This is a genomic window from Flavobacterium hibisci, assembly GCF_020026925.1.
GTDB classification, from domain to species: domain Bacteria; phylum Bacteroidota; class Bacteroidia; order Flavobacteriales; family Flavobacteriaceae; genus Flavobacterium; species Flavobacterium hibisci.
Genome location: NZ_JAIQDW010000002.1, coordinates 75,252 through 97,145, shown reverse-complemented (window position 1 = coordinate 97,145; position 21,894 = coordinate 75,252). Strand labels below are relative to the sequence as shown.

The window sequence follows — 21,894 nt, the reverse complement described above, 5'->3', positions numbered from 1 at the left end:
CTTTAATTCCTAAATTTGCTTGCAAAAAAAATAAAAATACCTATTTATAAAGACTTCTATTATGAATATTTACAAGGATTACATTCAAGAGATTGAAGAAAGAAAAGCCCAGGGTCTTCATCCGAAGCCAATTGATGGTGCTGAATTACTAAGCGAAATCATTGCGCAAATAAAAGATTTAAATAATGAATACAGAGAGGATTCTCTTAAGTTTTTTATTTACAACACTTTGCCTGGAACCACTAGTGCTGCAGGTGAGAAAGCTAAGTTTTTAAAAGAAATCATTCTTGGTGAATCTGAAGTAAAAGAAATTCCACCTGCTTTTGCCTTCGAATTATTGTCACATATGAAAGGAGGACCTTCTATTGAAGTACTTCTTGATTTAGCTTTGGGTAATGATGCTGCAATTGCTAAACAAGCAGCTGAAGTTTTAAAAACTCAGGTTTATTTATATGATGCTGATACAGCCCGCTTAGCAGAAGCCTACAGCGCTGGTAACACAATTGCAAAAGAAATTTTAGAAAGCTACGCAAAAGCTGAATTTTTTACAAAATTACCCGAAGTTGCTGAAGAAATTAAAGTGGTTACTTACATCGCTGCAGAAGGTGATATCTCTACTGATTTATTATCTCCAGGTAACCAGGCACACTCTCGATCTGACCGTGAATTACATGGAAAATGTATGATTACTCCTGAAGCTCAGGCAGAAATTAAAGCATTGCAAGCACAGCATCCAGATGCTTCTGTTATGTTAATCGCTGAAAAAGGAACAATGGGAGTTGGATCTTCTCGTATGTCAGGTGTAAACAACGTAGCTTTATGGACTGGTAAGCAAGCATCTCCATACATTCCTTTCGTGAACATTGCTCCAATTGTAGCAGGTACTAACGGAATCTCTCCTATCTTCTTAACTACTGTAGACGTAACAGGTGGTATCGGTATCGACTTACAAAACTGGGTAAAGAAAACAGATGCAGAAGGAAACGTAGTTCGTAACGAAGCTGGTGATCCTGTTTTAGAAGAAGTTTATTCTGTAGCTACAGGAACTGTATTGACAATCAATACAAAAACTAAAAAATTATACAACGGTGAGAAAGAATTAAAAGATATTTCTAAGTCTTTCACTCCTCAAAAAATAGAATTTATCAAAGCGGGTGGATCTTATGCAATCGTTTTTGGTAAAAAAATCCAAACATTTGCTGCGCAAGCTTTAGGAGTTACTGCTCCAACAGTATTTGCACCAGCTAAAGAAGTTTCTATAGAAGGTCAGGGATTAACTGCTGTTGAAAAAATCTTCAACAAAAATGCAGTTGGTGTAACTCCAGGTAAAACATTACATGCAGGATCAGACGTACGTGTGAGAGTTAACATCGTAGGTTCTCAGGATACTACAGGTTTAATGACTGCTCAGGAATTAGAGTCTATGGCGGCTACAGTTATTTCTCCAGTTGTTGATGGTGCTTACCAATCAGGATGTCACACAGCTTCAGTTTGGGACAAAAAAGCGCAAGCTAATATTCCTAAGTTAATGAAGTTCATGAACGATTTCGGTGTTATTACAGCGAGAGACCCTAAAGGGGAATATCATTCAATGACAGACGTTATTCATAAAGTGTTAAATGATATTACAATTGATGAGTGGGCAATTATCATCGGTGGAGATTCACATACACGTATGTCTAAAGGGGTTGCTTTCGGTGCTGATTCAGGAACTGTAGCTTTAGCTTTAGCAACAGGTGAAGCTTCTATGCCAATCCCGGAATCTGTAAAAGTTACTTTTAAAGGTGAGATGAAACAACACATGGATTTCCGTGATGTAGTTCATGCGACGCAATCTCAAATGTTGAAGCAATTTGATGGTGAGAACGTTTTCCAAGGTCGTATTATTGAGGTTCATATCGGAACTTTATTAGCTGACCAGGCGTTTACATTTACAGACTGGACAGCAGAAATGAAAGCGAAAGCTTCTATCTGTATTTCTCAGGACGAAACATTAATTCAATCGTTAGAAATTGCTAAGTCTCGTATCCAAATCATGATTGATAAAGGTATGGACAACAAAAACAAGGTTTTACAAGGTTTAATTGATAAAGCAAACAAACGTATCGAGGAAATTAAAACAGGTGCTAAACCGGCTTTAACTCCAGACGATAATGCAAAATACTATGCTGAAGTTGTTATCGATTTAGATTTAATCGAGGAACCAATGATTGCTGACCCAGATGTTAACAATGTTGATGTTTCTAAACGTTATACACACGATACCATTCGCGAATTATCTTTCTATGGAACAGATAAAAAAGTAGATTTAGGTTTTGTAGGTTCTTGCATGGTCCATAAAGACGATTTGAAAATTGTTTCTCAAATGTTACGCAATGTTGAAAAACAAAATGGGGAAGTTAAATTCAACGCACCTTTAGTAGTTGCAGCTCCTACGTATAACATCATCGACGAATTAAAAGCTGAAGGTGATTGGGAAATGTTACAAAAATATTCAGGTTTCGAATTCTCAGATGCCTTACCAAAATCTACAGCACGTACAGAATACGAAAATATTATGTATTTAGAGCGTCCTGGTTGTAACTTATGTATGGGTAACCAGGAAAAAGCTGAAAAAGGAGATACTGTATTAGCTACTTCAACTCGTTTGTTCCAGGGACGTGTAGTAGAGGATAGAGAGGGTAAAAAAGGAGAGTCTTTATTAGCATCAACACCAGTAGTTGTGCTTTCTGCAATTTTAGGAAGAATGCCATCTATCGGAGAGTATAAAGCTGCGGTTGAAGGTATCAACTTAACAAAATTCAAACCAATCTCTACTAAATTATAATAGTAGCAATTTCATAATTTCTAAAAAGAGGCAACTTAGTAAGTAATAGGTTGTCTCTTTTTTATTTATATTTTGGCTACGGGTTATTCGCTTCTAACATTAATTCGTTCTTCACTGCGAGTTAAACGTTTCTTATCACTGCTGGATTACCGTTGGATGGTTTGCTAAATCAAATTTTTAAAGTTGGAGGTAGCAATTACAATAGGTTATTGTAAAAGCTAAATAATTATATTAGATTGATTTTCAATTTACTCCCTTTTAAGAAAAATAGAATAGTTTTAAATAATAGTATTAACAATTATTTTAGCATAAACCATAATAAAATCCTTAAATTTAAGCTGATTTACACTAACATAATTAATATATAACTATGGCTTTTGATATTGAAATGATTAAAAAAGTGTATGACAACATGCCTGCCCGTGTTGATGCAGCACGCCAGATTGTTGGTCGTCCACTTACTTTAACAGAGAAAATTTTGTACAATCACCTTTGGGATGGAAATCCAACCAAAGCGTTTGGAAGAGGAGTTGATTATGTTGACTTCGCACCGGATCGCGTAGCCTGTCAGGATGCAACGGCACAAATGGCGTTATTGCAGTTTATGCATGCCGGTAAATCAAAAGTTGCAGTTCCTACAACGGTCCACTGTGATCACCTGATTCAGGCAAAAGTAGATGCTGCAACCGATTTGGCCAGAGCAAAAACACAAAGTAATGAAGTTTTCGATTTCTTGTCGTCAGTTTCTAATAAATACGGAATTGGTTTCTGGAAACCGGGAGCCGGAATTATTCACCAGGTTGTACTTGAAAATTATGCTTTCCCGGGCGGAATGATGATTGGTACCGATTCTCATACTGTAAATGCAGGAGGTTTAGGAATGGTAGCGATTGGTGTCGGCGGTGCTGATGCTGTAGATGTTATGTCTGGAATGGCGTGGGAATTGAAATTTCCTAAATTAATTGGAGTTAAACTAACCGGTAAGTTATCAGGCTGGACAGCTCCAAAAGATGTTATTCTTAAAGTTGCCGGTATTCTTACTGTAAAAGGAGGAACAGGTGCTATCGTTGAATATTTTGGAGAAGGAGCAACAGCTATGTCTTGCACTGGTAAAGGTACCATTTGTAACATGGGAGCTGAAATTGGAGCTACAACTTCAACTTTTGGTTACGATGATTCTATGAGCCGTTATCTGCGTTCCACAAACAGAGCTGATGTAGCAGATGCTGCTGATAAAATAGCTTCTTACTTAACAGGTGATCCGGAAGTTTACGCTGATCCTGAAAAATATTTTGATCAGGTTATCGAAATTAACTTATCTGAGTTAGAGCCACACTTAAATGGTCCTTTTACTCCGGATTTAGCTACTCCAATTTCTAAGATGAAAGAAGAGGCCATCAAAAATAACTGGCCATTGCAAATACAGGTTGGTTTAATTGGTTCGTGTACCAACTCATCCTACGAAGATATTTCCCGTGCAGCTTCTTTAGCCAGGCAGGTTGCAGAGAAAAACTTAAAAACAAAAGCAGAATTTACAATCACTCCGGGGTCTGAAGTCGTTCGTTCTACAATCGAAAGAGATGGGTTTATAGATACATTCCATAAAATTGGAGCAACAGTTTTTGCCAACGCTTGTGGACCATGTATCGGTATGTGGGACAGGGAAGGAGCAGAGAAAGAAGAAAGAAATACAATCGTTCATTCTTTCAACCGTAACTTCTCAAAACGTGCAGACGGTAATCCTAATACTTTGGCTTTCGTAGGTTCTCCTGAATTGGTAACGGCTTTAGCAATCGCAGGTGATTTAGGTTTCAATCCATTAACAGATAAATTAATAAACGAAGAAGGTGAAGAAGTAATGCTTGATGAACCAACTGGAGACGAATTGCCGGAAAAAGGTTTCTATGCTGAAGATCCTGGATTTCAGGCTCCTGCAGAGGATGGTTCAGGTGTTCAGGTTGTGGTTAGTCCTACTTCAGAGCGTTTGCAGTTATTAGCGCCTTTTGATGCCTGGGATGGCAAAAATATTACTGGAGCTAAATTGCTAATCAAAGCTTTCGGAAAATGTACAACAGACCACATTTCTATGGCGGGACCTTGGTTGCGTTTCCGTGGGCACTTAGATAATATTTCGAATAATATGCTGATTGGTGCCGTAAATGCATTCAACCAAAAAACTAACTCGGTAAAAAATCAATTGACAGGACAATATGATGCTGTTCCTGCAGTAGCACGTGCCTACAAAGCGGCAGGAGTTCCGTCGATCGTTGTGGGAGATCACAATTATGGAGAAGGTTCCTCTCGTGAACACGCTGCTATGGAACCACGTTTCTTAGGAGTTAAAGCGGTATTAGTAAAATCTTTTGCCCGTATCCACGAAACAAACCTTAAAAAACAAGGTCTTTTAGGATTGACTTTCGCTAACGAAGCTGATTATGATAAAATTCAGGAAAATGACACCATTAATTTTACTGATTTAACGGAATTTGCTCCAGGAAAACCATTAACATTAGAATTTGTTCATGCTGATGGTTCAAAAGATATAATTTTGGCAAATCATACGTACAATGAAGGTCAGATTGGGTGGTTCGTTGCGGGTTCTGCATTAAACTTAATTGCTGCCGGAAAAGCTTAATCTTAAATTTTAATACTAGTTAAGAACGCTCTGTGAAAACAGGGCGTTTTTTATTTGTAGCTATTCCGGCTGTACGTTTTATCTTTTTTCCCGATAACTATCGGGAAAAAAGGATGCCACTTCCATCCGGGCTAAAAGTCCCATTTTCACTACAATTTTTATTTTAAATTTTATGATTTTACTAAAAAGGATAACTCACACAAAAACTTTGAGTTAGCTTCAAAAACGTTTTCAGGTTTCTAATTTGAAATAAATTTGTTGTTAAAAAAGGTGTATTTTTTACTTAAAAAAGTTAAATTCGCATTTTTGGTAATAAAACTTCTTTTTTGAGTTAAAATTAAGAAGGGATAGTAGTATAGAAAATTAAAATTCCCCAAATAATGATTTTCAGATTTGTCTTTATATTTTTGCTTTTTTCAGTAAGTGCTTTTTCTCAGGATAATTACATCAGGCATACCATTTCAAAAGGTGATAACCTTTACAATATTGCTAAAAAATACGGTGTTAAGCCAAAAGATATCGCAAACGCCAATCCGGATGCGCCGAAAATTTTAAAATTAAATTCGGTTTTATTAATTCCCAATTCTAATGCATCTCAGGAAATAAAATCCAATCAAGACGTTGCTCAGACAACTCCCGGTACTCATGAGGTTTTGGCAAAAGAAACACTTTGGGGAATATCAAAAAAATATAAAGTTTCAGTTGAAGATCTGAAAAAAGCCAATCCTTCATTAGAAACAGAAGGACTTAAAATTGGAAAACAGATTGTCATTCCTTCCAACGGGAATTCAGTAGTGCAGCAGCCGATTGAAAATGCTCCATCAGAGTTGGTTGAAGTTTCAAGGGAAGTTATGCCAAAAGAAACAAAATACGCAATCGCGAGAGAATTCGGAATTACCGTAGCTGAATTAGAAAAGCAAAACCCTGAAATCAAGAATAAACTACCTATTGGCTATAAGCTAAAAATTCTTGCTTCCAAAGAAAAAGCAAATAACCTGCAGGCTTCAAAGGCTAGTCAGGAAACAACGAGCACTGTAAATTCTTCAGTTGTTGCAACAAATGATACATCTGTTAAGAAGGATTCCTCTACAGTAATAAAAGTTAGTAATTACCCAGAGTTAGTTGATCAGCTGATTATAAATGCTACTGAAAACATTGGTACCCGTTATCGCTCAGGCGGGACAACAAAAGCAGGTTTTGATTGCTCAGGACTAATGTATTGTACTTTTGGTAATTTTGATATAAAGCTGCCGAGAAGCTCTATAGAACAATCCAGAATTGGTACAAAAGTCAATCCCGAAGAAGCCCAAAAAGGAGATTTAATTTTCTTTAAGACCAACGGTAGAAGCCGAATCAATCATGTTGGAATGGTTGTAGAAGTTGTTGATGAAGAAATTAAATTCGTTCATTCCTCAACTCATGGAGGGGTTATTATTTCTTCAACCAAAGAGCCTTATTACGAAAGAACTTTTTCGCAGGTAAACCGTGTTTTGGAATAAGTTTAATTTTTTATAATTACAATAAGCCACGTCAAACTTTTTTACCCTTCACAAAACTGGTTTTAGTCAAAATTTAAGCCTTAAATTGTCATTAGTTAAAATAATATAAGGGAATTGCTCTTGTTTAATTCCGTTATTCTCTTGTGAGTTTAAAATGTAAACTGGTCTTTGTTTTTTTACCTTAACAATCTAACTGTCCTATTAAAAAGGTTTCTAAAAAAAGTATATCTTTAACCAACCAAAAACCAAAAAAATGCAGGAAAAGAACCAGGAAAATTTTAAAAGAGAACTCGGATTACTAGACGGAACTATGCTTGTGGTAGGATCTATGATTGGTTCCGGGATATTTATTGTAAGTGCCGATATTGCCAGACAAGTTGGTTCTGCCGGCTGGCTGACGCTGATTTGGCTTATTTCAGGATTAATTACCATTATTGCCGCTGTAAGTTATGGTGAGCTGAGTTCGATGTTCCCAAATGCGGGAGGACAATATGTGTATCTGAAAGAAGCATACAATAAACTGATTGCCTTTTTGTATGGGTGGAGCTTTTTTGCGGTTATCCAAACGGGAACTATTGCTGCTGTAGGTGTAGCTTTCTCTAAATTTGCAGCCTATCTTTATGAACCCCTGAGCGATGAGAATATATTATATGAATTGGGGGATTTTAAGCTGAATGCAGCACAAATTGTATCGATTGTTACCATTGTGTTATTAACTTTTATTAATAGCCGCGGTGTGAAAAACGGAAAGATTCTTCAGACCGTTTTAACGATTATCAAAATACTATCGCTGCTTGGTTTAATCGTCTTTGGATTAACACTTGCGGCGAAATCTACAGTTTGGGATGCCAATTGGGCAAATACCTGGGAAACATCAAAATATGTTAAAGATGAAGGATGGCTGCCAATTAGCGGAAGCGCATTAATTGCTGGTATATCAGCAGCAATGGTTGGCTCTTTGTTTTCAAGTGATGCCTGGGTTGGAGTAACTTTTATTGCCGGTGAAATTAAAAACCCAAAACGTAATGTAGGTCTAAGTTTATTTTTTGGGACTTTTATTGTAACTGTAATTTATGTTTTGACTAACCTGATGTATCTGGCAGTAATTCCTATGAATGAAATTGCAACTGCTAAATCAGACCGTGTGGCAGTTGTTGCTTCCCAATATATCTTTGGAGACAGTGGAGCGATAATTATTGCTGTTATGATTATGATTTCGACTTTTGCCTGCAATAACGGATTAATCATGGCTGGTGCGAGAGTGTATTATACGATGGCAAATGACGGTTTGTTTTTTAAGAAAGCAACTGTTTTAAATAAATTTAGCGTCCCTGCATGGGCTTTGTGGGCACAGTGCATTTGGGCATCTGCTTTATGCCTTACCGGAAAATACAATGAATTACTTGACTTTGTAATTATTATTGTTTTGATTTTTTACATCCTGACAATCTACGGTATTTTTATATTACGCAAAAAAATGCCGGATGCTGACAGACCATACAAAGCATTTGGATATCCGTTTTTACCATTGCTTTACATTGTTTTAGCATCAGCAATAAGTGTTTCTTTACTGATTACAAAGTTTTCAACCTGCGGTTGGGGAATCTTAATTATGTTAATTGGTATTCCGGTTTATTATTTGACAAAACCAAAAGAAGAATAAAGCATAAAAAACGCCTTACGAATAAAAGTAAGGCGTTTTTTATGCTTTAAAAAAAATTAAATTTTTAGTGAAAACCAAAACGTACTCCCTAATCCCAAATTACTCTCAACACCAACACTTCCATTCTGCGCTTCAATAAATTCTTTGCTAATCGCCAGACCCAATCCAGTTCCGGATTTTGGGCTCCCCGGAATCTGAAAATATTTATCAAAAACTTTGTCTTTGTATCTAGTGTCAATTCCGAGTCCGGTATCAATTACCTGAAAAACCATTTGATTGTTTTCTTCTTTTAATTTAATGAGAATCGTACTTTTTTCAGATGAATACCGAATTGCATTCGACAAATAATTAATTAAAACCCAGCCCGTTTTTTCGCTGTCGGCTTTAACGTCTTTTAGGTTTTCATCAGCATCAATAATTAATTGAATCTGTTTTTGATCGGCCTGAATTTTTACGGCTTCTACGGCATAATTCACAATTGCATGCGGATTACTTTTCTCAATATTCAGCTGAATATTTCCAGTTTCCAATTGTGATAAATTCAGTAATTCGCCTGTGATTTTCAACAAACGCTGACTATCATCTTTAATACTTTCGACCAATTGTTTCTGGTCATCGTTCATATCGCCCGTTTTAGCATTTTCAAGCAATTGCAGACTCAATTTTATAGAGGCTATTGGCGTTTTTAATTCGTGTGAAACGGTGGCAATAAAATTCGTTTTGGCAAAATCCAGTTCTTTAAAAAGCGTAATATTTCGCAGAATAATTACATCTCCAATGTTCATTTCTTTTTCTTCGCCAGTTGGTGTTATCGTGATATTATGAATTTCTTTTTCGAAATAACTTTCTTTTCCGTGAGCAAAAATTTTGAGAGGTTGTTTCTTTGGAGTTTCGCTTTCTTTTACAATTAAAGAACGAATCAAATCATTCGAAATTGCCAATTCAGAAGCTGATTTCCCAATTATATCTTCTGATTTCAAACCAATAATTTTCAACGCTTCATCATTCGCAAACAAAACAATTCCTTCGTTATCCAAACCAATAATTGGATCGTTCATATTATTGATAAGCGTTTCCAGTCGTTTTTTCTCAAAAAGAAGTTTATACACATTGCTGTCATGATATTCTTCCAGTTTTTGCGCCATGGTATTAAACGATTTGGCAAGATCCCCAAATTCGCTGTGACTGGTAAAATGAACACGCTCTGAATAATTTTTATTCGCAATTTCCTTAATACTAAAAGTTAATTCTTTAATCGGATTCGCAATATTATTTGGAAGATTAACCAATAAATTAAAAGCAATCAAAAAGCATAAAGTGCCTACAATTGCAATGGAGAAATTGGATGTTTCGGCCGTTTTTTTTGCAATGTCACTTTTCTGTTTAATGGCATCCAGATTTAGTTTCATGATCGCAAAAATATCCTGACGAATATGTGCTTTTACAATTTCATCGGCATTATTTTTAGCTAAAACAGTAAAGTTCTCTTTTAGTTTTTCGGTCGCTTGTTTTTCGCCAGGCTCCGTAATATTTCGTCTTTGTTTTTCGAGATTTTCTTCAAAATTATGAATTGTCTGTTTCGAACCTAATTTAATTTCATCCAAAGCAGAAATCATATTTCGGGAATATTCCAGCGTATTGTAATTGGATTTGAGAATATTCTCGGTATCCTGCTTAATCAAAAAAACAGAATAAGCGCTAACCAGCGAAAGGATAATAATCATCAAAAATAACAATCCGACACCCAGATTTAATTTGGTTTTAATTCTCATTTCATAAAAACATTTAATTTTTTTTGAACCATATAGTTATGTAAGGAAATATTAGAAGTTTTTTTAACTGCGAAGTTCGCTAGGTTTTTTTGCTCGCAAAGTCGCAAGGGCGCAAAGTTTTAATCAACCTTTGCGTGCTTTGCGAAACCTTAGCTCCTTTGCGGTTAAACTTCAACGTCCCTAATTAAATGAACTTCTATAACTTATATGGTTAAAAACTTTCACGACAGTATAACAAGATCAACGTTTGATAAAGACAATTTATTAAGCAGACGCCTGAAAATTGTTGTAGACAAAATTACTTTAAATAAATTCAAATGCGGTTTTCCGATGCAGACAGTTGTAATTTTTTTTTCTTCTACAGTTTTCAGAATTGCATTGGAAATATTTTCATTCTCCAGCTTTATCACTTCCGCTCCCAATTGTACGGCGAGTTTAAAGTTATTAATTAAATGTCTTTGTTTATCCAGTGCAATTCGTGTAGGGGTTTCCTCTGGCGTTTCGACATACAAAACATACCAGCTTCCGTTGTAATAACTGGCCAGTCGGGCTGCTTTTCGAATCACAATTTTAGCCGTTTTATCATTACTGCTTATGCATGCTAAAAGTTTTTCATGGCGTAAAGCATGAAGCTGAGGTACTTCATTTTCAACTTTCCGAACAACCTGACTCGCTACTTCTTTCAACGCCAATTCCCGCAATTGTAGAATTTGCTCCGATTTAAAGAAATTGGACAGCGCCGTCTGAATTTTATCCGGAGTATAAATTTTACCTTCCTTTAAACGCGCAATCAAATCTTCCGAAGTCAAATCTATATTCACCACTTCATCTGCAATTCTAAGAACATTATCCGGAATTCTTTCCTGAACATCAATTCCGGTAATCCGTTTTACATCCTCATTTAAACTCTCAATATGCTGAATATTCACAGCCGAAATCACGTTAATTCCTGCTTCGAGAATCTCCAAAACATCCTGCCAGCGTTTTTCGTTTTTGCTTCCTTCTACATTTGTGTGCGCCAATTCATCTACAATAACCACTTCGGGACGTAAATTTATAATTGCCTGAACATCGAGTTCCTGGAGTTCCTTCCCTTTATAAAAAATAGTCCGCCTCGGAATAATCGGAAGACCAAACAATAACTCATGCGTTTCCTTTCGCATGTGCGTTTCGATATAACCAATTTTCACATCGATTCCGTTTCGTAATAACGAATGTGCTTCCTGAAGCATGCGGAAAGTCTTGCCCACACCAGCGCTCATTCCAATGTAGATTTTAAATTTTCCTTTTCGGGATTTCTGAATCAAATCCAGAAAGTGCTGTGCGTTATTTTCGTTTTCCATGTTTTTGAGAGTAAGAAGTTTTCTGTAAAATGTAAAATGATTGAATGTTACATTTTACAGAAACCATTTCACATAATTAGAAACTAATTGCCAATGATGTAGTTACAAAAGTGTTCGTATCTGTTGGCAGATTATTTTTGGTAAAAATTTCATCTTTGCTCGAAAGACTTCTGGCTTCGATTCTAAATATCACATTATCAGAAACTAAGTAATCAAAGTTAGCTGAAAATCCGTAGGTTTTAAATCCGTTTGAGGTTTCTGTTGCGATAATTACACCTTTTTCATCACTGTAATATTCACCTCGCGCGGCCAACTGAATTTTATCTGTTGGTTTGTATTGCAGAATCAAAACAGGCGAAAACCATGTATCATATTTGTTACTATTTTTAGCCGATTGCTGAGAACCAACATCAAAACCAGCTGTAATATTTGTTTTTTCGGTTAACTTAAATTGCCCATAGAAATCATTAAAATAGCGCCATTTTTTTTCAATATCTGGTTGCTCATTCCCAACATAAGTGCTCCAGTTCAACGTCACTTTGTCCGAAGGCTTAAAAGTAACCTGAGTTCCAAAAGCCGGAGTCTGGTTTCCTTCTACTTTTTCGATTCTCTGCCAGCCATTCAAATACATTCCCGCCAAATACCATTTTCCAGATTCAGAAGTGTAGCCAATTTTTATGCCCGTTTCATAATAAGGAGAATTTTCGGCAAGAATACTTCGCGTAAGCGTCGCACAATCTTTTCCAATCGCGCTTTCAAAACCAATATGCGAAGGCATAATTCCAGCGTCAATCCATAAATTATGTTTCGAAGAAATTTTCACACCAACATTCGCTTCATAAATATTTTGCAATAAATGTTGTTCGGCCGACATATTATATTGTGCATAAGTTCCCGCCATCAAAGCAAAATTTCCTCGGATATTGACTGTAGAATAATTCACTTTTGCCATTCCCATATTTAGGTTCACTTCATTACTTTTATTATAACTGTAAAAAAATCCCGGCCGGGTATGATCTTCAGGTTTTGCAAAATCATAACTGTAATAAACATCAACATATCCAGAAAAATTAAACGTACTTTTAGATGCTGACTGTGCGTGTAAATTGCCAAAACCAAAAGCGATTAAAGCAGTAAGTAGTATTTTTTTCATTGTTAATTGTGGTATTCAAACCCAAAAAGGGTAATTAATTTATAAGTAGATTTTTTAGGAGCTAATCCCGCTATACGTTTCAATCTTTTCCTGGCTAAAGGAGCCAGAAAAAGGATTTTCACTACTATCGGGGCTAAGGCATTTGGGGTAAAAAGGTGTTTTGTAGATATTATTTTTATTCTCATTTTATGTCATCCTGACGAAGGAAGGATCTCCGCAAGTAACTCGACAAAAATTGGCAATTCACGATATGGAGCTTCTTGCGGAGATCCCTCGTTCCTTGGGATGCCAAACGGTGTGTCAAAGTCATACCTACAAGGTTTCGAAAACCTTGCAGGAGAAAAAACTTAGAACCTTAGCATCTTTTAGCGAAGCTTATACAAAGCCACATTCAATTCCAAAACATTCACAGTTTCAGGACCAACAACAGCCGTATTAATTTTAGATTCTACCAAAGCTTTTACTTTAGCTTCAGCTAAATTTCTTTCTTTAGCGACACGTTTAACCTGAACCAAAGCGCCTTGCGGAGAAATATTCGGATCTAAACCACTTCCTGAAGCGGTAACCATATCGGCCGGAATCTCAGATTTTTTCAAATAAGGATGAACCACTAAAAAAGTATCAATTCTTTTTTGAACCAAAGCTAAATACTCAGCGTTGCTCGGACCTTTATTACTTCCGGCACTTCCCGCTGCATTGTAATCTACAGCCGAAGGTCTTCCCCAGAAATAATTTGATTTATCGAACTTTTGTCCGATTTTTTGATAACCAACCACTCTTCCGTTAACCGAAATAGTTTCTCCTTTTCCTTGATTAGGAGCTAATTGTGCGATTCCGTAAATCGCAAGAGGATAAATAACTGCTAATAAGACTAAAGTAACCGCAGTAAGTTTTAGGATTGAAAATATTGTTTTCATGTTTTTGTGTAAAATGTTAGATGTAAAAAGTGATTTGTAAATTGTTATCTGTGTTTTTGATTTTACATTTTACAAATCACATTTCACTAAATAAAAAGTGTTACGAGTAGATCAATGACTTTTATTCCAATAAAAGGAACTATCAAACCACCAAGGCCATAAATCAAAAGATTACGTTTTAAGATCGCACTCGCTCCAATAGGACGGTATTCGACACCTTTCAATGCTAGCGGAATCAAAATCGGAATGATAATCGCGTTAAAAATCACAGCCGATAAAATGGCACTTTCCGGACTGTGCAAATGCATAATGTTTAAACCTTGTAATGCCGGAATCGCAGTAATAAAAAGTGCCGGAACAATCGCAAAATACTTAGCAACGTCATTCGCGATTGAAAAAGTAGTTAACGTTCCGCGGGTCATTAAAAGCTGTTTTCCGATTTCTACAATTTCAATAAGTTTGGTTGGATCGTTATCCAAATCAACCATATTTCCGGCTTCTTTCGCGGCTTGTGTTCCGCTGTTCATGGCAACACCTACGTTGGCTTGAGCTAGGGCAGGAGCGTCGTTTGTTCCATCTCCCATCATGGCAACGAGACGTCCTTCGGCTTGTTCTTTTCTGATGTAGTTCATTTTATCCTCCGGTTTTGCTTCGGCAATAAAATCATCAACTCCTGCTGCTTTGGCAATAAATTTGGCAGTTAAGGGATTATCTCCCGTAACCATAACCGTTTTGATTCCCATTCGGCGTAAGCGCTCAAAACGTTCCTTCATTCCGGCTTTAATGATATCCTGCAATTCGATAACGCCTTGAATTTCGTTATTTTTAATAACAACTAAAGGTGTTCCTCCGTTAGAAGAAATCGTGATTACCTGTTGCAAAGTATCTTCAGGAAAAGTATTTCCTGCTTGTTCTGCGATTTTTTTAGCGGCGTCTTGCGCACCTTTTCGGATGTTGGTTCCGTCTTTTAAAATCACACCCGAAGTTCTGGTTTCAGCAGTAAATTTTATGGTTTGTGAAATGTTGTCTGTGAGACGTGAAATGTCGGATTCCATTTTACTATTTACATCTAACATCTTACTAAGTTCCAAAATACTTTTCCCTTCTGGCGTATCATCAGCAAGTGAACTCAAAACAGCAGATTTTACGAAATCATCAAAAGAGATTCCTTTTGTTGGATAAAAATTCGTTGCTTTTCTATTTCCAATAGTGATCGTTCCGGTTTTATCCAAAAGTAAAACATCAATATCTCCCGCAGTTTCAACCGCTTTTCCTGATTTGGTAATTACGTTGGCATGTAAAGCTCTGTCCATTCCCGCAATCCCAATCGCAGAAAGTAATCCGCCGATTGTAGTCGGAATCAAACAAACGAAAAGGGAGATAAAAGCAGCAATTGTAATGGGTGCATTTGCATAATCAGCAAACGGTTTCAATGTCACGCAGACAATAATAAATATTAACGTAAAAGCCGCTAACAGAATAGTCAATGCAATTTCGTTTGGCGTTTTCTGACGGCTTGCACCTTCAACCAAAGCAATCATTTTATCCAAAAAGCTTTCGCCAGGTTCAGAGGTTACTTTTACTTTGATTTTATCAGATAAAACTTTTGTTCCTCCTGTTACAGACGATTTGTCTCCGCCCGCTTCACGAATCACTGGCGCACTTTCTCCGGTAATGGCGCTTTCGTCAATTGTTGCCAGACCTTCAATAATTTCACCATCGGCAGCAATTAAATCGCCCGCTTCGCAAATAAAAATATCGTTCTTTTTTAATTGTGAGGATGAAATTTGTAAAATGTGAAATGTATCTGGCTGACCTGCCACATTTGACTTTTCACTTTTCACCAATTTTGCAGGAGTTTCTTCACGGGTTTTTCGTAAACTGTCGGCTTGTGCTTTTCCTCTGGCTTCGGCAATAGCTTCCGCGAAATTGGCAAACAAAAGTGTGGCGAGTAAGATTAAGAAAACAATTAAATTGTAAATAAAACTGCCCTGATCGTTTGCGCCCATCAAGATGGAAACACAAACCGCAAACATAATCGCAGTCCCGATTTCTACGGTAAACATTACCGGATTTTTAATCATCATTTTTGGATTCAGCTTCACAAAAGACTGCAGTAAAGCTTCTTTTACCTGCTGGCTTTCAAATAATGATGTGGATTTATTAGTTGTCATTTTCTTGTAAAAAGTTAAATGTTATTTGTTAAATGTTATGCGAAACAAACGCACCAATTATAGAACATAGCCCACTGTTTCAACCGTTGGGTCGCAACGTATATCGCAATCTTTGTCCCCAAGGTTGAAACCTTGGGCTATGTTTATCTAATTAAAGAACATTATTTCAGTGTAAAATATTCTGCTAAAGGTCCAAGAGCCAAAGCTGGAAAGAAAGATAAAGCAGCAATAATAGCAATCACAGCAAAAATCATGATTCCGAAAATTGTTGTATCTGTTTTTAAAGTTCCTGCGCTTTCCGGAATGTATTTTTTGTTTGCTAATAAACCAGCGATTGCCAAAGGTCCGATGATTGGAATGAAACGGCTTAACAGTAAAATAATTCCTGTAGAGATATTCCAAAACGGATTATTATCTCCTAAACCTTCAAAACCAGAACCGTTGTTAGCAGCGCTTGAAGTATATTCGTATAACATTTCAGAGAAACCATGATTGCCGGGATTGTTCAGCCAGCCCATTGCATTTCCGCTGAACCAGTAACCCATTGCAGTATCATTCGCAGCAAAATAAGAAGCCAAAGCTGTTCCGGCTAAAATTAACAAAGGATGAAGAATGGCAATAAAAGCAGCAATTTTTACTTCCCGGGCTTCAATTTTCTTTCCGAGAAATTCAGGAGTTCGCCCAACCATTAAACCCGAAATAAATACAGCCAGAATAATGAAAATGTAAAAGTTGAGGTAACCAACACCGCATCCGCCATAAAAAGCATTGACCATCATCGCCAATAATTGCATCGCTCCCGAAATTGGTATCGCGCTATCGTGCATACTGTTTACAGAACCAGTAGAAATTATCGTTGTAGCAATACTCCAGAAACCTGAAATTGCCGGACCAAAACGGACTTCTTTTCCTTCCATTGCTCCGGTTGTCTGTGCAATTCCCATTTTTGTGATGGCTGGATTTCCGTTAAGTTCTGATGAAATTGTTGGAATTACCAAGAGTAAAAATCCAACGGTCATTACACCAAAAATGATATAAGAAAATTTTCTTTTGTTTAGGAAAAATCCAAGTGCAAAAATCATTGCAAATGGTACAATAAGCTGTGCCCAAAGTTCAACCGCATTTGTAAAATAAGTTGGATTTTCTAAAGGATGGGCAGAGTTGGCTCCGAAGAATCCACCGCCGTTAGTACCAATATGTTTGATAGCAACGAAAGCAGCTGCAGGTCCGCGGGAAACTTCTACATGATCGCCTTGTAAAGTGGTAATCGCATCTTTTCCTTCAAAAGTCATAGGCGTTCCGCTAAAAACCAAAGCGATTGCCACGATTGCAGAAAGCGGTAATAAAATACGAGTAGAGCTTTTTACAAAATAGTTGTAAAAATTCCCTAGTTTGTCAGTTGTTCTTTCGCGCATAGCGGTAAAAACCATTACAGCAGCGGCAATTCCGACACCAGCAGAAACAAATTGCAAAAACATCAGCACCATTTGCGATAGGTACGAAACGCCACTTTCGCCTGAATAATGCTGGAGATTACAGTTCACTAAAAACGAAATGGCGGTATTAAAAGCCAAATCGGGCGACATATTAGGATTATTATCCGGATTTAAGAATAATGAACCCTGTAACATCAAGACAAAAAAGCAAAGAAAAAACCAAAGCATATTAATACTTAAAAGTGCTTTTAAATGCTGTTTCCAGTTCATTTCTTCGGCTGGATTGATACCGCTTATTTTAAAAATAAATTTTTCAAGCGGATTGAAAATCGGGTCAAGAAGTGTTTTATTTCCTAAAAATACTTTAGCAATATATTTTCCGAAGGGAATCGCTAAAATAATAGTGAGGAGAAAAATACCTATGACACCTAGTAATTCTGTATTCATAATATTGTGAGTTGTTGATTGTAAAAAGTGAGATGTGAAGCTGTAAAAAGTGAAATGTGATTTGTAAAATGAAGACCTCTAACATTTCACTTTTAACTTTTTACATGATTTAAAATTTTTCAGGTTTAATTAATACATAAACCAAATACACGAAAACGGCAATTGAAACGATGAAGAGTGCAGTCATGATTTAGATTTTTTCAAAGAATTCAACGGAGAGGAAACAAATGGCAAAGAGCAAAACGGCCAATGCAAGTAAAAGAAAAGTGATCATAAAATTGTTTTTATTGTGAGATGTAAAATGTTATTTGTTAGATGATGTAATCTGAGTAATGTGAAAAGTAAACGGAAAGACATTTGACATTTTACAGATTACATTTTTCATCATTAGACTCCAGAAGTATTAACTTGTCTGATATATTCTGCTTTAAGCGTTTGTGGAAAAAGATGCGAAATATTGCAGTGGCGCATTTCCATAAAAGACGAAACGGAAAAAATGTACACGTTTGAAATCGCATTTTTAGTTTCGATGCTTCCTGTTACAAATAACCGTTCAGCAAGTGCCAGGCACTTTTTTGCCCGAACGATATTACCGCTGATAATATTTTTTTTAGTTATCTCAGCAAAGCGTTCTGCTTGTTTGTAAATAGAATTAACTTGATTTTTCATTTGGATGAAATTTTAATGTTCTTTCTCCTTATGCCAAAAGATGTTCCGAAAAAGTCAAGTAATGTGTAAAGTGCTGTAGAATAAGAGAATATTACTTTGTACCAAAAATCTAGGTATAAAAAAAGCCTATCAAAATGATAAGCTTTTATTAAAACGATAAGTTTATTTTTATTCGTTTCCTGCAAGGTTTTCAAAATCTTGTAAGGTATTCTAGGTTAATCTAATACTTTAAAATTTAAACCTACAAGGTTTTGAAAACCTTGCAGGATCTAGATTATAAATTATATTCCTCAATCTTTCGATACAACGTCGCAATTCCAATTTCTAATAATCTTGCCGTTTCCGCTTTATTTCCTTTAGTATAATTTAAAACCTTTTGAATATGCAGTTTTTCAATACTCTGCATCGAAAAAGCCGACATAGATTTTGAGGTTTTTTCAGCTTGCTGCTGCATTTCATACGGCAAAACATCTGACGTTAAAACCGTATCGCTTAAAATTACAGAACGTTCGATAATATTTTTAAGTTCACGGATATTTCCCGGCCACGAATAATTTTCTAATTTCTGAATAAAATCATCTGAAATAGATAAATTCTTTTTGTTTGTCTTTTCAGAAAATTGTTTAACGAAAAAATGAACCAAAAGCGGAATATCTTTTATTCTTTCTTTCAATGAAGGCAATTTGATTTCGAAAATATTCAAACGGAAATACAAGTCAGAACGAAAACGATGTGCTTCACTTTCTTCTTTTAAATCTCTGTTTGTGGCTGCAATTAACCTGAAATTTGATTTTTTAGAAGTCGTTTCACCAACCGGAATATATTCGCTGGTTTCCAAAACACGCAATAATTTTGCCTGAAGATCAATCGGCATTTCGCCAATTTCGTCTAAAAACAAAGTTCCGCCATTCGCTTCTTCTATAAAACCTTTTTTATCTTTCACAGCTCCCGTAAAAGCGCCTTGTTTGTGACCAAAAAGTTCGCTTTCCAGAATTTCTTTGCTAAAAGTACTGCAATTCAAGGCCACAAAAGATTTTCCTGTGCGATTGCTTTTTTCATGAATCGCCTGCGCAAAAACTTCTTTTCCTGTCCCGGTTTCTCCAGTTAGTAAAACGGTCGAATCGGTTTTGGCTACTTTTTGAGCTAAATCAATAACTTGTTCGATTCCTTTTGATTTTCCTATAATAGTATTGAAAGAATATTTATCACTGATACGTTTTTCAAGTTGCTGTACTTTTTTCTGTAATTGTACTTTTTCGATAGCTTTGTATAGAAGCGGAATAATCTTGTCGTTATCATCGCCTTTTACAATATAATCGAAAGCACCATTTTTCATTGCCTGAACGCCATCCGGAATATTTCCGAAAGCGGTTAAAAGTATAACTTCCGTTAAGGGAAAACTGTTTTTTATATTTTGAAGAAAATCAACACCATTTCCATCAGGCAATTTCACATCACACAAAACGACATCAATATCCGTTTGTTCTAATTTCTTAAAACCTGATTTTAAATCTTTGGCTTCAAAAACTTCAAATCCTTCCGATTTTATAATTCGTGCCAAAAGACTTCGCAGTTTTTCTTCGTCGTCTATAATTAATATTTTGTGTGCCATTTATGGAAGTTGCTAAAATCAGATATTATTTTAGAAGTACAAATTTAGTTTTTAAATCATTTGCCTTTAGAATTCAAAATATAAATTTGATTTCAAACATTATAAATCTATTAACACCGAAGAATTTAGCATTCGTAACAAATAAATTAATTTTGCAAAAAGATATTTATTTTACATGAAAAATCCAATTTCACTCTCCATATTAGAACTTGCTATTATCAATAATAACAGTAATGCAGCTGAAACATTAAATAAAACAAAAGAAATTGCCCAACTAACAGATAATTTAGGATACAAAAGATTTTGGCTTGCAGAACATCACAATATGGCACATGTTGCCAGTACTGCAACGGTGGTTTTAATCGGCTATGTTGCCAGTCAGACTCAAAATATCCGTGTAGGTTCTGGTGGAATTATGCTTCCGAACCATTCGCCATTGATAGTGGCAGAGCAATTTGGAACTTTAGAAACATTATATCCGGGTCGAATTGATTTAGGATTAGGAAGAGCGCCAGGAACCGACCAGCCCACTGCTGAGGCAATCCGAAAAGATTTTTTCGAGCAGGCACAGCGATTTCCGCAAAACGTATCAAAATTACAGGAATATTTTTCTGAAGGAAACGCTACAGCAAAAGTGCGTGCCTTTCCTGCCGAAGGAACTAAAGTGCCAATCTGGATTTTAGGATCAAGCATGGAAAGTGCTTCTTTAGCGGCTTCTTACGGGTTTCCGTATGCTTTTGCAGGGCATTTTGCACCTCGTCAGATGCTACAGGCTTTCGAATTTTATCGTGATAATTTTCAGCCTTCTGAAGTTTTGGATAAACCGAAAACAATGGCTTGTGTAAACATTATTGCCGCCGGTACTGATGAAGAAGCAGAAAAACTCTCCACAAGTTTGTACCAAATGTTTCTGAATTTAATTCGAAATGACCGTAAAGGACTTCAGCCGCCTGTTGATTCCCTTGATGCTATTATGAGCGAAGAAGAACGTTTTCATGTCAATCAGATGACGGCCTGTTCTTTTGTGGGAAGTAAAAAACAACTGGCAATAGATTTGAAAAAATTCATCGATTATTCCCGAATTGACGAGCTGATGATTACAAGTCCAATTTTTGACCATCAGGCGAAATTGAAAAGCCTGCAACTGACTAAAGAAGTACTTGATGAATTAAATGCTAACAGATAATTCTAGATTTAATACATAAAAAAAAGTGACTCAATCGAGTCACTTTTTTTATAGTTTCAATTTTCCTTCAACACTTACATCTGCGGTGTTTCCAAATAATGCTGATCCTGCCATTTTAAGCAATGAAATAACTTTTCCGTCTTTTGTGTCCCAGTAATAAGCATCCGATGGAGTCACTTTTATAACTGTAACGTTTGGGTCATTTTTGCCTTCTTCAAACCAGGCTTTGGCAACTGGCGTCCATAATTCGTCAATTATAGCCTGATCTTTATATATCGACGCTGCACCGTATATCGAAATGTATTGTGAGCTTGCATTGTTAGCAAAAAACAATTGAACCTGATTGTCTTTTAAAATTTCAAAATTCTTATTACTGTTTGCAGAACTAATAAACCACAAATTTCCCTCATCATCAATATCCTGAATACTCATAGGTCTTGATTGAAGAGGTGTTTTTGTTAATTCAGTTACAAAAATCCCTGTTTTAATTTCTTTTACTAATGAAATTATTTTCTCTATTGCTTCTTTATTATCTAAATCTTTATGCATGATATCGTTATT

Annotated in this window: 16 protein-coding genes; 5 read left to right on the top strand and 11 right to left on the bottom strand. The window is 36.1% G+C overall.

The annotated features are described in order from the left end of the window. The first annotated feature begins 61 nt into the window (after window positions 1–61). The 4 genes from K8B81_RS02870 to K8B81_RS02855 all read left to right on the top strand — a co-directional run bounded on the left by K8B81_RS02870 (window position 62) and on the right by K8B81_RS02855 (window position 8,624). Window positions 62–2,827, top strand: coding sequence for a bifunctional aconitate hydratase 2/2-methylisocitrate dehydratase (locus K8B81_RS02870; protein ID WP_223678709.1), 2,766 nt, complete (start codon window positions 62–64; stop codon window positions 2,825–2,827). A gap of 370 nt (window positions 2,828–3,197) precedes the next feature. Next, on the top strand, window positions 3,198–5,462 hold the full coding sequence (locus K8B81_RS02865) for an aconitate hydratase (RefSeq protein ID WP_223678708.1): 2,265 nt from the start codon (window positions 3,198–3,200) through the stop codon (window positions 5,460–5,462). A gap of 380 nt (window positions 5,463–5,842) precedes the next feature. Continuing rightward, window positions 5,843–6,961: a C40 family peptidase gene (locus K8B81_RS02860; protein ID WP_223678707.1), complete on the top strand. Its 1,119-nt coding sequence runs from the start codon at window positions 5,843–5,845 to the stop codon at window positions 6,959–6,961. 253 nt (window positions 6,962–7,214) lie between these two features. Beyond that, the gene (locus K8B81_RS02855) at window positions 7,215–8,624 is read left to right on the top strand and encodes an APC family permease (protein WP_223678706.1); all 1,410 of its coding nucleotides are present in this window, start codon (window positions 7,215–7,217) and stop codon (window positions 8,622–8,624) included. Between the two features lie 56 nt (window positions 8,625–8,680). Here K8B81_RS02855 and K8B81_RS02850 read toward each other — a convergent pair whose 3' ends face one another. The 10 genes from K8B81_RS02850 to K8B81_RS02805 all read right to left on the bottom strand — a co-directional run bounded on the left by K8B81_RS02850 (window position 8,681) and on the right by K8B81_RS02805 (window position 20,147). Next, window positions 8,681–10,396 carry an ATP-binding protein gene (locus K8B81_RS02850; protein WP_223678705.1) on the bottom strand — a complete coding sequence of 572 codons (1,716 nt, stop codon included), beginning with the start codon at window positions 10,394–10,396 and terminating at the stop codon, window positions 8,681–8,683. A 221-nt stretch (window positions 10,397–10,617) separates the two neighbouring features. Further along, window positions 10,618–11,739 (bottom strand): sensor protein KdpD, encoded by a 1,122-nt coding sequence (locus K8B81_RS02845; protein ID WP_223678704.1) that lies wholly within the window; start codon window positions 11,737–11,739, stop codon window positions 10,618–10,620. Between the two features lie 76 nt (window positions 11,740–11,815). Further along, window positions 11,816–12,892: a porin gene (locus K8B81_RS02840; protein ID WP_223678703.1), complete on the bottom strand. Its 1,077-nt coding sequence runs from the start codon at window positions 12,890–12,892 to the stop codon at window positions 11,816–11,818. A gap of 2 nt (window positions 12,893–12,894) precedes the next feature. Then, entirely contained in the window at window positions 12,895–13,077 is a 183-nt protein-coding gene (locus K8B81_RS02835; protein ID WP_025571921.1) for a hypothetical protein, read from the bottom strand. 180 nt (window positions 13,078–13,257) lie between these two features. Continuing rightward, window positions 13,258–13,809, bottom strand: a complete 552-nt coding sequence (locus K8B81_RS02830) for a K(+)-transporting ATPase subunit C (protein ID WP_223678702.1) — start codon at window positions 13,807–13,809, stop codon at window positions 13,258–13,260. An 86-nt stretch (window positions 13,810–13,895) separates the two neighbouring features. After that, a complete protein-coding gene (gene kdpB, locus K8B81_RS02825; protein WP_223678701.1) occupies window positions 13,896–15,983 on the bottom strand; it encodes a potassium-transporting ATPase subunit KdpB in 2,088 nt (695 codons plus the stop codon). Between the two features lie 161 nt (window positions 15,984–16,144). Continuing rightward, window positions 16,145–17,866 carry a potassium-transporting ATPase subunit KdpA gene (kdpA, locus tag K8B81_RS02820; RefSeq protein ID WP_223678700.1) on the bottom strand — a complete coding sequence of 574 codons (1,722 nt, stop codon included), beginning with the start codon at window positions 17,864–17,866 and terminating at the stop codon, window positions 16,145–16,147. A 109-nt stretch (window positions 17,867–17,975) separates the two neighbouring features. Beyond that, entirely contained in the window at window positions 17,976–18,053 is a 78-nt protein-coding gene (gene kdpF, locus K8B81_RS02815; protein ID WP_073489533.1) for a K(+)-transporting ATPase subunit F, read from the bottom strand. Window positions 18,054–18,253: 200 nt separating this feature from the next. After that, window positions 18,254–18,535 (bottom strand): DUF7674 family protein, encoded by a 282-nt coding sequence (locus tag K8B81_RS02810; protein WP_025571928.1) that lies wholly within the window; start codon window positions 18,533–18,535, stop codon window positions 18,254–18,256. Window positions 18,536–18,809: 274 nt separating this feature from the next. Beyond that, a complete protein-coding gene (locus K8B81_RS02805) occupies window positions 18,810–20,147 on the bottom strand; it encodes a sigma-54-dependent transcriptional regulator (protein ID WP_223678699.1) in 1,338 nt (445 codons plus the stop codon). Between the two features lie 175 nt (window positions 20,148–20,322). On the opposite strand from K8B81_RS02805, the gene K8B81_RS02800 reads away from it, so the two are divergent. Beyond that, window positions 20,323–21,333 (top strand): LLM class flavin-dependent oxidoreductase, encoded by a 1,011-nt coding sequence (locus K8B81_RS02800; RefSeq protein WP_025571932.1) that lies wholly within the window; start codon window positions 20,323–20,325, stop codon window positions 21,331–21,333. A 48-nt stretch (window positions 21,334–21,381) separates the two neighbouring features. On the opposite strand, the gene K8B81_RS02795 is transcribed toward K8B81_RS02800, so the two are convergent. Next, entirely contained in the window at window positions 21,382–21,882 is a 501-nt protein-coding gene (locus tag K8B81_RS02795; protein ID WP_223678698.1) for a pyridoxamine 5'-phosphate oxidase family protein, read from the bottom strand. Window positions 21,883–21,894: the final 12 nt, after the last annotated feature.

Coding starts and splice junctions, on each gene's coding strand:
- K8B81_RS02870 (WP_223678709.1), top strand. CDS start 62: ATGAATATTTACAAGGATTACATTCAAGAGATTGAAGAAAGAAAAGCC.
- K8B81_RS02865 (WP_223678708.1), top strand. CDS start 3,198: ATGGCTTTTGATATTGAAATGATTAAAAAAGTGTATGACAACATGCCT.
- K8B81_RS02860 (WP_223678707.1), top strand. CDS start 5,843: ATGATTTTCAGATTTGTCTTTATATTTTTGCTTTTTTCAGTAAGTGCT.
- K8B81_RS02855 (WP_223678706.1), top strand. CDS start 7,215: ATGCAGGAAAAGAACCAGGAAAATTTTAAAAGAGAACTCGGATTACTA.
- K8B81_RS02850 (WP_223678705.1), bottom strand. CDS start 10,396: ATGAGAATTAAAACCAAATTAAATCTGGGTGTCGGATTGTTATTTTTG.
- K8B81_RS02845 (WP_223678704.1), bottom strand. CDS start 11,739: ATGGAAAACGAAAATAACGCACAGCACTTTCTGGATTTGATTCAGAAA.
- K8B81_RS02840 (WP_223678703.1), bottom strand. CDS start 12,892: ATGAAAAAAATACTACTTACTGCTTTAATCGCTTTTGGTTTTGGCAAT.
- K8B81_RS02835 (WP_025571921.1), bottom strand. CDS start 13,077: ATGAGAATAAAAATAATATCTACAAAACACCTTTTTACCCCAAATGCC.
- K8B81_RS02830 (WP_223678702.1), bottom strand. CDS start 13,809: ATGAAAACAATATTTTCAATCCTAAAACTTACTGCGGTTACTTTAGTC.
- kdpB (WP_223678701.1), bottom strand. CDS start 15,983: ATGACAACTAATAAATCCACATCATTATTTGAAAGCCAGCAGGTAAAA.
- kdpA (WP_223678700.1), bottom strand. CDS start 17,866: ATGAATACAGAATTACTAGGTGTCATAGGTATTTTTCTCCTCACTATT.
- kdpF (WP_073489533.1), bottom strand. CDS start 18,053: ATGACTGCACTCTTCATCGTTTCAATTGCCGTTTTCGTGTATTTGGTT.
- K8B81_RS02810 (WP_025571928.1), bottom strand. CDS start 18,535: ATGAAAAATCAAGTTAATTCTATTTACAAACAAGCAGAACGCTTTGCT.
- K8B81_RS02805 (WP_223678699.1), bottom strand. CDS start 20,147: ATGGCACACAAAATATTAATTATAGACGACGAAGAAAAACTGCGAAGT.
- K8B81_RS02800 (WP_025571932.1), top strand. CDS start 20,323: ATGAAAAATCCAATTTCACTCTCCATATTAGAACTTGCTATTATCAAT.
- K8B81_RS02795 (WP_223678698.1), bottom strand. CDS start 21,882: ATGCATAAAGATTTAGATAATAAAGAAGCAATAGAGAAAATAATTTCA.